The following is a 12,252-nucleotide window of genomic DNA, read 5'->3' on the forward strand; positions in this document are numbered from 1 at the left end:
TCCACCGAGCTGTCCAGCCGTATTCGGTCGTGCGGCGGCGTGGCTCGGCATGCAATCATATCTAAGGATGATGCTCTGGACTTACTTGCGCCCGCTAGTTTCTACGATTTCACCCACATCAGGGTAATGGCCTTGCTGTTGCGCGACGCTGGTGGGTCGACCAATGGGCGCGATCTGAACCTTGATCGAGAAGCAGGAGAAGTTTGGCGCTCGCCGTCTCGACCGACGAGGCAATGTTCCTCCCTCATGCCCCAGGCCATCAATGAGACGCGTGAGGCGGCGTTTGCTGCGATCCGACGGATGGCTGCCATGGCCGCCTTACCGCGCGCCAGGGACTTCCGGGCCAGCGCATGGCCGTCGCACTCCCGCCGTCGATGGAACGGACCGACGCACCGTGTAATCGCCGTTCAGACGGTCTTCGCGGATGATCATCCCTGGCATGCATTGTCATGACGCTCTGGAAGTGTCTGACGCTGGATGCGGCTCGCTACGTTCGAAAGATTTGTTGGCGCCGGACACTCGGCGGGAGCCTTCGGCCTGCTGTTCACTACACCCTGGTATTCTGTAAGGGCATGCCGGATTTGACTATTTACCCATTTCGTGAACAATGTCGCTGCGAGCCGGCCTCGCATCGTGAAGATAAGCTCATAAATCCTTTTGGACGCGACGATCGCATTGCGAGTTTGTAATTTGTGGAACTGTGTTCGAAATCACATCTCTGACGTGAGGGCGCACATCAGGAATATGCAGCGTGTCAAAACAAATCACCGAGCCTCGCTCCGACTTCACCGAATTGGCGGCACAGCTCGTTAGCGCCTATGTCGCGAACAACCCCGTCCCTGCATCCGAACTTCCGAAACTCATCCGGAGCGTGCATGGCGCTTTCGCCAACCTGGCATCGACCACGGCTTATTCCGCTACCGCCTCCGTGGACAGGTTTGAAAAGCCGACGGCGGCTGAAATTCGCAAGTCTCTCCGGACGGCACACATCCTAAGCTTCATAGACAACAAGCCATACAAGACACTGAAGCGGCATCTGACGGCCCATGGCCTCGACCCGCGCTCGTACCACGAGCGCTACGGGCTGCCCGTCGATTACCCGATGGTCGCGCCGAGCTATGCCGAACAGCGATCCGCCCTCGCCAGGGCGATCGGCCTGGGTCGCCCTGGGGCGATGGTCGAGAACGCGTCGCGGAAACGCTACGAGGTCACCTGATCGAGCGCGGCGGCAACATCTTAAATCCACCATTGGCATGCTCCACAGCCGTATAGCCGTCGGGGCACGCCAGCGAATACTTTGCCGCGAAACCGGTGTCGCCAGCACTTCTCGCCTCCTGCGGCAGCCGAGACGTCAGCTGGTCCGGACGAGTGCGCGGCGCGGCGAAGGGCTCATCAGGCCCTCACTCGAGTGCCCTATTCCCTTCGGTGGATGCGGCTGACGTATTATCGACGGGCTGCGGCGGACCGATCGCGAACGTGAATCGTCGCGGTCATGCCGGCCGCCAAGTGTACGTCGTCGGGTAGTTGCTTGAATTGAACTCGCACGGGGATCCGTTGCGCGAGGCGCACCCACGTGAACACCGGGTTGACGGAAGGGAGGCCGGCGACTCCCGGCGCGGAATTGGGATCCATGATCCCCCGTCCGATGCTCTCGACACGTCCCTCGATCACGCGGTCCGGGTATCCCATCAGCCAAATGTCGGCTGCATCCGAAACCTGGATCCTGCGGAGTTGGGTTTCCTCGAAGTACCCCGTCACCCAGAAGCTTTCGGAATCGACCAGGGTCATGACCGACTGACCGATGTTCGCATAGGTGCCGGTCTGGAGGAGGAGGTTGGTGACATAGCCGGTGACCGGCGATCGAACCTCGGTCCGTTCCAAATTTAGCTTCGCGTTCGCCAGATCCGCCACGGTGGCGTCGTACGCGCCCTGCGCGGCCTGGGCGTTGCTATCATACGACTGGCGCACTTCGGCGCTGACCGCGAGATCGCTGAGCTGGTTGCGCCGATTCGCCTCCGCGCGCAAATTCGTGAGCTGCGCCTGCGCTCGCTCGAGGGCGGCCTGGGCGCGTTGCACGGCGATCCGATAGTCCCGGTCGTCGATCCTGAAGAGGACGTCGCCCTTTCGAACCGCCTGATTGTCGGCCACCGGGACGGCCGTCACCATTCCGGACACCTCCGATGCGACCTGGGCGGTGTACACGCGCACGCTGCCGTCGCGCGTCCACGGGGTGTCGAAGTAGTACCTCCAGGCGAGCCAAGCGAGGAGGATCGATCCGCCGACGCACGTCATCACCGCGAACAGGTTGAACGCGGAGGGCACGATGGGCACCGGCGGAGCCGTCTTGGTGCTCGCAGGTGGACGCGCGCTGCGCTCGTCAATCACGTAATGATCGTTATTCAGAAGAGCCACTTACAGACGCCCGAGTAGCAGGACAAAGCTGGAGAGGGTCGCGACGAAGAGGGCGAGTTCCAGAATCGGCGATCGCGTCATCGACATGCTCGGCAAGACCCGCTTGAGGGCGGCGCCGATGATCATCGTGCAGATCGTGGCGATGAGCAGTCCCAGGGCGAAGGGCGCGATAAACACACCGAGCACGTCGATCTCGCGGAGGGGCATGCTTAGCTGCCCCGCCAGATGCGCTCGGGAAGGATGATGCGGAAGGCGCCCGCCGCGAAGGCTATGCCGCCAAAAACGGCGACGCTCTCGTTCAGTGAGGCCGCCAGGTCGTATTGCATCGGGTTCGTCGGCGCGACCGCGATGAGGAATGACAGGTTGTAGCCGAGCGCCGGCGGGGTAGTGCGAGGTTCCGTCATGCCGACCGCCCCCATGAAGAACAACGGGAACAGCGTAAGCGCGAGGAGCTCGAACGAGGCCGCGGAGGCAAGGAGTTCGTATCTCACCGCTATGCCCGCGAACTGCCCGAGGCCCGCCCCCCAGAGATAGCCCCGCACTCGGCGATCCCCGTCCGGGATCGTGACGAAGATGATCGACACCACGCCCGCGAACAGGACGAAGACGCCGCCCGAAGGCCAGGCCGTCGCCATCCATATGGCCCAGGTACTTGCAACCACCAGGAAGGTGCGGAGGGTGTTCGCCCTGACCGAGGCAAGTGCCGGCAGCGGCGTGGCCTGGGTCAGCGGCTGACCGGGGCTGCCTTGCACGATCTCCGCGACCGCGCTCGCCACGTAGACGCATCCGACGCCGATGACGATCTCGGCCCCACGTTCGAGGGCGGTATCGAAGGCCGTCAGCGGAGCCGGCGCGCTCAGGAGCACGACGAAGCCCGCCGTCAGGCCGGCGAGCGCGGCCCCGTAGGAGGCGAATCCCGGAAGCCTGCCACTCACATAGGTGCTGAGCGCGAACCAGGACGAGAGATACATCCCCATGGCTATGGGGCTTTGCGAAAAGAGCGCCATCCCCGCGAGGCCCGCGACGAGCCCGACCAGCGTCCCGGCGACGCGGGAGAGGCCCTTGCGGCCGACCTGGCCGCGCGTGGGGAGCGCGAGCGCGAGGACGGTCCAGGCCGCCCATCGCGGGGTCTCGAGCTGCAGCCACATCGCGAGCCAAAGGACGGCCAGGGCGGTGAAGGCGGAGCGGAGACCGAACGGCACGCTCGTGCCGCGCAGGCCGAGGAAGCCGCCCATTTTTCCGGAGATCGTGAAAGGCATGACGGCACCGCTCGAACGCGCCCCCGAGATCAAGCTGCGGCCGCACGATTTGCCGGCCGTCGGCATGCACACATGCGGGAGGCGGCGATGACGCGCATCGGAAAACTGCCGGATCCGCCACCTCGACAGTGACGTCTAGCGGGCGTGGCGACGACCGTTCTAAGCGAAGACGGGGCGAGCGCTCGCCACCGATCGCGGCAGCCAGGCTCCGGACGCACGGTCGCCATCGACGGCCGCGCTTGGGCATGTGGCGCGACTTTGGCCGCGGCGACGTGTTGGGGCAGCCCGCATCGCGCCGTCAGACGTTCCGAGCACCTTGAAACGCGACCTTCTCGCATCTCGATAGCCAGCTGCGGCATCATGCTGATCAATCAATGTATTTCGATCATGAAGGAAGGGGTCTGGCCTTCGGGGGATGGGGCAGGACCGGGCCATCCGGAGCGATGCCCCGGATGGCCACCGAAGATAGGAGGGTAGACCAGCGCCAGGCCGGACTATTGGATGGCACGCTCATTTCTGGGACGTTTGGCTCACGACGGGCTTCACGCCGCGGGATAAGTCGCGCAACAGCCTCCGAATCTCTTGCGCGGACCAGGAAGGCATTTGATCCGCCACCCGATGATGTTTCAGACGGATGGATCAAGCTTTCGCGTAGCACATCGGATACTGTAACCGTGCGCCCTGGCGTCGAGGCGTCAGCACTCCCTTCTCGGTGTCGAACCGATCGTGTCAATTCGGAGCCGACGATCGCGATCGGCCACGGCCGAAGGAGAGGTTGTGAGAGATGGCGAGCGTCAGACAGCTTCTTTGGTTCGCCACCCTCTGGATATTAGGACTGGCAAGTTTAGCCGCGTTCGCGTTCGCGTTCCGAGCAATCGTTCGTCTCACATGACATGTCGATCTCGCCTTCATTGTCCTGTAAAATGATGGCGCTCCGTCGGTGCTAGCATTGTATGACGTAGATCTATATCTTACCGGATGCTTTGATTTGGCGGGCCTGCGTTGCGGAGAGTTTTGACGGAGGCGCACTGGTCGCGAACCATCCTGACGATAGCCTGGGCTCGCGTGGATCATCTTGCCGGCACGGATGGCGTCGCGTCGCTCGGCCTGGACGGCAGCCGCGGAGATCGTTCGGCAAGCCGTCCATCGCATCCCGGGCCTTCCCAGGGTCCGACCCGGGAGTCTCGCCTCTCCAAGACCCACAAGCATCGTGGCGCGCGCCCGGCAGCCCCGATGCGCCTTCGTCCCCGCCTCGGCAGCCCCAGCGCCCGACCCGGTTCGTCAATCACCGAGGTCGCAGGAGGGGTGTCCAGGGATGCCGAGCCACCTCAGTGGCATCGAACCTTCCGATGCCAAACGCTCAGCGAGAGGCGAAGGCGGGCCAATCGGTATAGCCTCGCGAGCCACCGCCGTAGAAGAACTCCTTGGGCGCTTCCGGTGCGAGTGGCTGATCTTGACGAAGCCGCTCCGCAAGGTCCGGATTGGAGATGAATGGCCGGCCAAAGGCGACCATGTCCGCCCGGCCCGAGCGGATGGCGTCGATGGCGATCTCGCGCGTGAACCCGTTGTTCGCGATGTAGGCTCCCCCGAAACTGCGCCGAAGGGCCTGGAAGTCGAAGGCCTCGGGCATGTTGGCGCCCCGGGTCTGGCCCTCGATGCAGTGGAGGTACGCGAGCTTGAGCGTGCCGAGCCGTTCCGCAAGGAAGCCGTATGTTTTCTGAGGCTCGCTGTCGAACGGCGTGGCGCCGACGGAGTGCGTGACTGGAGACAGGCGGATGCCGACGCGGTCCGCGCCGATCGCCCCGGCGACCGCCTCGCAAACCTCGAAAGGCAGGCGCGTGCGGTTCTCGATGGACCCGCCGTATCGATCGGTCCGATGGTTCGTCGAGTCGCGGATAAACTGTTCGAGGAGATAGCAGTTGGCCGCGTGGATCTCGACGCCGTCGAAGCCAGCGGTCCGGGCATTCCTCGCCGCGCAGACGTAGTCCGCGATGATTTCATCGATCTCGCCCGTCTCTAATTCGCGCGGCTTGGACGGCGGCTCGAAGCCATGTTCGGTGAAGACCATGTCCCCAGCCTCAATGGCCGAGGGGGCCACCGGCGCCGCTCCGTTCTCCTGCAGGGAGACGTGGGAAAAGCGGCCCACATGCCACAGCTGAAGGACCATCTTGCCGCCGCGCTTATGGACGGCCTTCGCGACCGGCTTCCAGGCCTCAACTTGCGCGTCGGTATAGATGCCGGGTGTGAAGGCGTATCCCCGGCCTTGTCGCGAGATGTTCGTTGCCTCCGAGATTATCAGCCCGGCGGATGCGCGCTTGCCGTAATATTCGACCGCCAGCGGCGTCTGAATGCCATCCATGTCGCCGCGCGCGCGGGTGAGCGGGGCCATGGCAACGCGGTTCGCGACCTCGATCGAACCCAGACGGCCAAGACTGAACAGGGCTTCAGTGGTCATGTTACGCCTCCAGTATTGAGCTGATAGTGTCGAGCTAATTCTGCGATCACTCTTGATGGGGGTCCGACTTATCGATCGCGCCTCTAGGTAGATTTCCACCTGATTTCGAGGGAAGAGGCCGTAATTTGGCGCGATCGATCGGCGCGTGCCGCGGCCCGCCAGCACGCAAGCGCTTGGGTCGCCAGCATGACCCGGAGCGCGACGTGAGCCGCTTCGGGAAGGCGGTTGCGGGACGTCATCAGTGATTGTCTGCTAGACGGCCTTTCGACCGCCGTCCCCCCGGCGGCGGAAGCGTCCGGTCACGGCCGGTTAGCCTTTGCCGCTGCCGCTGCCGCGCCCGAGGACATTCAACCCGAGGCGCGCTCGCTTGCGCTTGCGCGCGGGCTTCGGGGCCGCCGCTGCGTTGAGGCGCGGTGGCGATGACGTCGCCGGCGATCAGGGGCCGATGGAAGAAGGTCCGCCGCAGGGCCTCGCCCGAGCCCTGGAGGCGGACGTTCTTCTGTGCCGGGGCGACCACCACGCGGGTGGCCGCCCGGATCTCGGCCCGGCGCACCTCCACATGGTCGCCGCTCAAGGCGCCGGCATTGACGCGCTGCAGGCCGTCGAGGCGGATCAGGCTGAGGCCCTGGTCCTCCTCGCAGGGCCCGACGGCCACCGCGGCCGTGTGGCGCTTCCCGACGATCTCGATGATGTCGCCCTCGTGCAGGCCGAGTTCGTCCAGCGACGCCTGCGGCAGGCGGGCGATGCCGCGGCCTCCGTCCTGGAGCCGCGCGTTGGCGACCTGCAGCCTGAGGGGCCGTCCGTCGGATTCAGGCATCGCGTTCTCCATCGACAGGCGCGGGAGTGGGACTGTCGCACCATGGCGACACGGACGCGCCTCAAGCGCGCCTCGTGTCGCCAGCCGGATCAAAGGTTTCGGCAGATCTCGTAGAGGAACCACACCCGGCGCTCGCTCTGGTCGATCCAATTCTCCAGCAGGCTTGCCGTCGCCACGTCCCCGATCTCGTCGCAGAGTTGGTGGATCACCCGCATCGACTTGACCAGTTGACGGTTGTCCTCACGCAATTCAGCCAGCATGTCCTTCGGGGCGACGAATTCGGCGTCGTTGTCGAGCACGCGCTGCAGGCGAGCGACTTGCCCGATCGACCGCACCGAGGTGCCACCGATCTTGCGCGTCCTCTCCGCGATGCCGTCGACCATCCCGAAGATCTGCTCGGATTGCTCGTCGAGAAGGAGATGATAATCCCGGAAATTCGGGCCAGACATGTGCCAATGGAAATTCTTGATCTTTAGATATATTGCGAACACATCCGCCAGGAGGACGCGCAGTTCCGCGGACAGATTGTTGATGTCGGCCGATGAAAAATCGCTCGGCGTCATCAGAGGAGCCGAGCGGATGCTCCTCGCGATTTCGGACTTCATCGACATCTCCTGATTTCGTAGGTGTTCGGCGCGGCACAAGGCATCGATGGAGTGCCGGCCGCCGCGCCTGGATCCTTTCCGTCCGATCAAGACAGGCGGATCGCGGCAATCGGGATTAGTGGGGCGGTGGTGTTCCGCACTTCGAGCACGTATCTTGTTTGACGATTCGTAAGCTGGCCCTCAACTATACGGAGGTTTACCCGGTCGAGCGGCCTCGCCCCCCAGTCGACACGCTCAGGCTCGATCCGGGCGGGTTCCCCCGCGGATCGGCCTGTCCTACGAGGGGCTCACGGAGCGGCAGCCCACCGGGCGCGGTCGCAGCCTGCGTGGATGCGCGTGGTTCCCTATCCTCGTCTGGGAAGCGCCAGATGCCGAGGCGAGGCTCTCCGTGCCCGGCGGGCAAGGCGCTCCCCGACGCGCCGGCACGCACCCGCTCCTGCCCCGGCCCGATGAATGCGTCACCGGGCGACGCGGTCAGATCACGCCGGCCCAGCCCAGGAAGCCCGTCGCGACCAGGACGGGCACCGGGTTGAGCCGCGTACGCCAGAACACGAGCGTACACAGGGCCGTCACGAGGTAGCCGCGGTACGACAGGGCGGCGTTCTCGGCCACGATCCAGCCGCTCGCGAGAATCAGCCCGACGGAGATCGGTCCGAGCGCGCGCTCCAGGGCGACATGCCATTGGGTGCCCGAGGAGGCCTGCCAGAACCGCGCGACGCCGATCATCAGGAAGCCGGCCGGCAGCATCATGGCGGCCTGCGCGACCACGGCGCCAGCGAACCCGGCGACCTTGTAGCCGATCATCGCGACGATCAGGTTGCTCGGTCCCGGCGCGGCTTGCGAGATGGCGAAGATGTCGGAGAAGGCGTCGCCGGTGAGCCAATGCTGCTCCCCTACGGCGTGGCGCGCGATCTCCGGGACGACGCTGTTGCTGCCTCCGATGGACAGGACCGACAGCGCGCCGAAGAAGCTCGCCAGCGCGATCAGGTCGCTGACCTTCATGAGCCGACCGGTCCCCGGTCGCGGCGGCAGACGTGACGCCATGCCAGGAGGAAGGCCGGCGGCGCGAGGATCGCCAGCACGGCGGGCAACGGGATATGCGCCAGGGCGGAGCCGGCGAAGGCCAGGACGATGAACGCGAGCGCGACCGGCTGGCGGCCGAACCCCTCCCCGGCCTTCAAGCCGGCCGACAGGGCGAGCCCGACCGCGGCAGCGGTGACCCCGCGCAAGGCGTCCTGAACCGCCGGGGCCGCACCCTCGCCGAAGTACATCCAGGCGAGGCCCACGACGATACAGAACGGCACCAGGGTCAGGCCGAGCAGCGCCGCGCCGGCGCCCGCCGCGCCGCGGAAGCGGTGACCGACATAGATGGCGAAGTTCGCCTGGTTGGCGCCGGGCAGCACCCGGGCGAGCGCGTACGCGCTCAGGAACTCCGTGTCGTCCAGCCAGTGCTTTTCCTCGACGATGAGCTTGCGTGCCCAGGCCGTCAGGCCGCCGCCGAAGCTGACCAGGGTCAGCCGGTTGAACAGCAGGAACAGCTCCGGGAGCGTCGGGACCCGGGGGCGGCCGGGCTGGATCTCAGCTGTGTCGCAGGTCGGCATCTGACTCGAACTCCGCGTTCTCGGCGTCGTCGGGCCCGGCTAGCGGATAGGGCGGCTCGTATCGACGCGAGGCCCGCCAATCAGCCTCGAACACGCCGGCGATCGCCCGAACCACCCCGGCGTCCCGTACGGTCACGCCGAGCTCACGCCGCAGGTCGAAGGCGGGCTGATCGAGATTCTGCGTGCCGAGGTGCACGCGGTCGCCGTCGACGATCGCGATCTTGCCGTGGCTCCGTAGCCCGCGCTGTTTGTGCAGGCGCCCGCCGGCCTGTCGAAACAGGCGCCACAGCGCGAAGGAGTACATCAGGTCCGGCTGATGGAGGCCGTGCTTGCCGCCGCACAGGAGCCGGACGCGGACGCCCCGCTCCAAGGCGGCATGAACCCTCTCGAAGATCACCGGCTCCGCGAATTTCGGATGCGCGATGTCGATCGTGTGCTTCGCGCCGTCGAGGAACCCACATAGGATGGCTCGGGCGCTACCCGGGCTCCAGGATAAGGCCGAGCCATCCGACGGAGTGAACGGCTCGCCGCCCCAGTCACCCTCGAAACAATCCCGAATGGCTGTGACCTGGGCGGGATCGTTCAAGATCACAGCGTAGTCCCGGGTCTTACTGAAGTACTTTTCCATAAAGTTGAACGTGGCGATCATGGCGCGCGCGCGATCGACCACGATCGATTTCTCATGTGTCACGAGAAAATGGGTTGGCGCCCAGCGGACAGATACTCCGGCGGCGTCCAGCCGGGCGAAGGTCGCATCGTTGATCCGCTCGCCCGTGGCCTTGGCGCCGTTCAGCATGACCCGCACGGCGACCCCGTCCATATGCCGCGCGATCAACTCGTCGAGCAAGGTTGGATGGTCGAAGGTGAACTGCTTGAGCAGGATCTCATGGTCGGCGCCCCGTATCAGGGCGACAACAGGCTCGATGCCATGGTCCGGCTGAACTATGAGCTGCGTGGTGTGCATGGGTTGAGGGTTGTCGAGAAGCTCAGGCCGACAAAGCCAGCGCAGAGCATTTCAGCCCATCCTACCGAACAACACCGACGGCGACTTGGATTTTCCGCCGTCGATTTGCACCATTCTGCTCGGAGTGATCCAACCCTTGCGATGCACACGTCGCAGTTCGCCTTGACCACACGAAGACACGTGTACGGCGGACGTGAACAACACGCAGCCTCGGTCATCTTGCACCACAAATCGGACCTTGGCGGCCCTTATCGGCGTGGTCAGCAGAGGGTGATCCCGCTCCCGCAGATCTCGGAGCCCTCATGGTCAACACGAAGGGGCCATCACGATCAACTTCCTCGGTGCGGCCATCCGTGAGAAGCTCTACGCCGACCGCTTCCGCGCGATCTCCGGTGGAAGCTCGACCTGTTCCACTCTGCCGGATACGGCCGGTTTGAGTTCGCCGACGCCGCATCCAGTACATGTTGTGAGAGCCCGCTCCTGGAACGTCCGCACACAAGCTTCAGGTGCCTGTTCTCAGAGCCCCTCCCCTCCAGGCGGCTTACGAGAAGCTCGCCGCCGCAAGTGATCTTCCAACCACCCGGTTCGCTGTCGCGGAGCGATAGGTGGGTTCGATCAAGCCCGCACGGACCGGCCACACATCGACGTAACGCGGCTCGATCCGGCGCAATTACGAATGGGCCGGTGTACGCCGTCGAGAGGCTTGCTTCGGACCGTCGGCGATCAGGCCGGGGTCGCGCGGACCGCTTCGACCACCGACGCGGCGTCGATGCCGAGAGCATCGGCAATCGCCAGGAACTCGACCAAGTCGATCCGTCTTCCTCCCCCCTCGATCGCAGCGATGACGGACTGATACCTGCCGAGCCGCGCTCCCAGTTCGCTCTGGGTTAGACCCGCTCGCTCGCGAGCCTCGACGAGCAGTTCGACCAGCCGGCGATGTCGCGCAGTCCTAAGGGTGTTGGGCATCGGCCCGTCGGCAGGATCAAGGAAGCCGACGGCCGAGCTAAACCAGATGGCTCGTTATCAGAAAATCTGATATTATTGTCGGGCTTTCGCGATGCCGACTCCGGTTTTGAGGAGAGCCGGGGCAGTCCTAAATCCTCATAGCTTGCAAAATTTGTCCGTGGGCGAATAGCTATTGTTGGTCAGCCGCTTAGCTACGAGTGAATGACCATGGCCGCTCGTTGGCGTAGGTAGATGCGCATTTTATCTGGTGACTTTTTTCGGCCGTCCTGTTTATATCGCATCGCAAAATTGGTTGTTGCGCTGCAGAGCCCTAAGTGCGTTATTAGGCGTTTTATCCTAAATACCCAGCTCTAAGCGCGACCTGGCTTTTCTCCCAGTCCCGGCGTCAGTCGTGGTGCGGATCTCATGACCAAGTGGTTGGAGTCTAACGCTTGGTGCCCTCGTTAGGCGGCCTGGATGATGCGATCTGGGTGATGCCCTCGCGGAACAAGATGATGCCGGGGCACACGTCGCTGAGCGCCTGCCCCGTTTGGCTCGTGCAGGCGAGTTCAATCCGCCCGGTAACCGCGTTGCAAGGCCGACAGCGCGCCCGCACCCGTGCTCTCCTCCTCGACCACCGATTGAAAGTGCAAGCGGCCCCGGAGCCGGAAGCCGGCTTCGCGAACCGCTTCGATCGCATAGAGCGCTGCGATCGTGTCGCCCTTCATGTCGGCAGATCCGCGACCGTAGAGCCAACCATTCTCCACGTGGGGTACGTAGGGAGGGCTATCCCAGAATTAGAGCGGCCTGGCCGGAACCACGTCGCAGTGGCCCTGTAGAATGAGCGAGCGGCCCCCGCCCGCCACCGGGATCAGCGTACCGACGACGGTGCGTGCGCGGGAGAAGTCATGCTCGATGACGCCCATGTCAGGCAGGTTGCGCAGATCAGCGAGGTTTATGCGCCAGTCGTTGACGGCGTAGCCTCTCGCCCGCAGGAGATCGGCCATCAGGTCTTGCGCAGGTACCTCCGCACCGCGCGTGCTCGGCACGGAAACGAACCGGCAGGTCGTGGCGAGCTGTTCGTCGAACGCGGCGTCGACGCGGTCGACGATGAGGCTTCTTCTCTGATCGTCGATCACGTTCATCTCCATTGCCGGCTGGCCCTGAGCGGAGCGGATCAAGGCACCAGGAAGA

At 64.6% G+C, this 12,252-nt stretch carries 11 protein-coding genes and 1 pseudogene; 1 reads left to right on the top strand and 11 read right to left on the bottom strand.

Annotated features, from left to right (window positions below):
* Positions 1-751 precede the first annotated feature (751 nt).
* On the top strand, positions 752-1,216 hold the full coding sequence (locus AC3WSN_RS14675) for a Ros/MucR family transcriptional regulator (RefSeq protein WP_492538856.1): 465 nt from the start codon (positions 752-754) through the stop codon (positions 1,214-1,216).
* 227 nt (positions 1,217-1,443) lie between these two features.
* On the opposite strand, the gene AC3WSN_RS14680 is transcribed toward AC3WSN_RS14675, so the two are convergent.
* The 11 genes and pseudogenes from AC3WSN_RS14680 to AC3WSN_RS14730 all read right to left on the bottom strand — a co-directional run.
* Positions 1,444-2,412, bottom strand: coding sequence for an HlyD family secretion protein (locus tag AC3WSN_RS14680; RefSeq protein WP_492538858.1), 969 nt, complete (start codon positions 2,410-2,412; stop codon positions 1,444-1,446).
* A complete protein-coding gene (locus AC3WSN_RS14685; protein ID WP_492538860.1) occupies positions 2,413-2,619 on the bottom strand; it encodes a DUF1656 domain-containing protein in 207 nt (68 codons plus the stop codon).
* Between the two features lie 2 nt (positions 2,620-2,621).
* Positions 2,622-3,671 carry an FUSC family protein gene (locus tag AC3WSN_RS14690; protein ID WP_492538862.1) on the bottom strand — a complete coding sequence of 350 codons (1,050 nt, stop codon included), beginning with the start codon at positions 3,669-3,671 and terminating at the stop codon, positions 2,622-2,624.
* Positions 3,672-5,031: 1,360 nt separating this feature from the next.
* A complete protein-coding gene (locus AC3WSN_RS14695; RefSeq protein WP_492538864.1) occupies positions 5,032-6,126 on the bottom strand; it encodes an alkene reductase in 1,095 nt (364 codons plus the stop codon).
* 238 nt (positions 6,127-6,364) lie between these two features.
* Complete coding sequence (locus AC3WSN_RS14700; protein ID WP_492538866.1) at positions 6,365-6,943, bottom strand: hypothetical protein; 579 nt, start codon at positions 6,941-6,943, stop codon at positions 6,365-6,367.
* A gap of 89 nt (positions 6,944-7,032) precedes the next feature.
* The gene (locus AC3WSN_RS14705; RefSeq protein ID WP_492538867.1) at positions 7,033-7,548 is read right to left on the bottom strand and encodes a Dps family protein; all 516 of its coding nucleotides are present in this window, start codon (positions 7,546-7,548) and stop codon (positions 7,033-7,035) included.
* Between the two features lie 474 nt (positions 7,549-8,022).
* A complete protein-coding gene (locus AC3WSN_RS14710) occupies positions 8,023-8,550 on the bottom strand; it encodes a chromate transporter (protein WP_492538869.1) in 528 nt (175 codons plus the stop codon).
* Positions 8,547-9,149 (bottom strand): chromate transporter, encoded by a 603-nt coding sequence (locus tag AC3WSN_RS14715; protein WP_492538871.1) that lies wholly within the window; start codon positions 9,147-9,149, stop codon positions 8,547-8,549. The genes AC3WSN_RS14710 and AC3WSN_RS14715 overlap by 4 nt, the downstream gene beginning before the upstream one ends.
* Positions 9,127-10,113, bottom strand: a complete 987-nt coding sequence (locus tag AC3WSN_RS14720) for a phospholipase D-like domain-containing protein (RefSeq protein WP_492538873.1) — start codon at positions 10,111-10,113, stop codon at positions 9,127-9,129. The genes AC3WSN_RS14715 and AC3WSN_RS14720 overlap by 23 nt, the downstream gene beginning before the upstream one ends.
* 723 nt (positions 10,114-10,836) lie before the next feature.
* Positions 10,837-11,079, bottom strand: a complete 243-nt coding sequence (locus AC3WSN_RS14725; RefSeq protein ID WP_127991735.1) for a helix-turn-helix domain-containing protein — start codon at positions 11,077-11,079, stop codon at positions 10,837-10,839.
* A gap of 551 nt (positions 11,080-11,630) precedes the next feature.
* Positions 11,631-12,203: pseudogene (locus AC3WSN_RS14730) on the bottom strand (M20/M25/M40 family metallo-hydrolase); the annotation flags it as partial.
* Positions 12,204-12,252: the final 49 nt, after the last annotated feature.

The sequence above is a fragment of the Methylobacterium sp. FW102-HT35C08 genome (assembly GCF_058790235.1).

Bases quoted from the DNA above. Each gene is read 5' to 3' on its own strand.
- AC3WSN_RS14685 (WP_492538860.1), bottom strand. From the start codon at position 2,619: ATGCCCCTCCGCGAGATCGACGTGCTCGGTGTGTTTATCGCGCCCTTC.
- AC3WSN_RS14690 (WP_492538862.1), bottom strand. From the start codon at position 3,671: ATGCCTTTCACGATCTCCGGAAAAATGGGCGGCTTCCTCGGCCTGCGC.
- AC3WSN_RS14695 (WP_492538864.1), bottom strand. From the start codon at position 6,126: ATGACCACTGAAGCCCTGTTCAGTCTTGGCCGTCTGGGTTCGATCGAG.
- AC3WSN_RS14700 (WP_492538866.1), bottom strand. From the start codon at position 6,943: ATGCCTGAATCCGACGGACGGCCCCTCAGGCTGCAGGTCGCCAACGCG.
- AC3WSN_RS14705 (WP_492538867.1), bottom strand. From the start codon at position 7,548: ATGAAGTCCGAAATCGCGAGGAGCATCCGCTCGGCTCCTCTGATGACG.
- AC3WSN_RS14710 (WP_492538869.1), bottom strand. From the start codon at position 8,550: ATGAAGGTCAGCGACCTGATCGCGCTGGCGAGCTTCTTCGGCGCGCTG.
- AC3WSN_RS14715 (WP_492538871.1), bottom strand. From the start codon at position 9,149: ATGCCGACCTGCGACACAGCTGAGATCCAGCCCGGCCGCCCCCGGGTC.
- AC3WSN_RS14720 (WP_492538873.1), bottom strand. From the start codon at position 10,113: ATGCACACCACGCAGCTCATAGTTCAGCCGGACCATGGCATCGAGCCT.
- AC3WSN_RS14725 (WP_127991735.1), bottom strand. From the start codon at position 11,079: ATGCCCAACACCCTTAGGACTGCGCGACATCGCCGGCTGGTCGAACTG.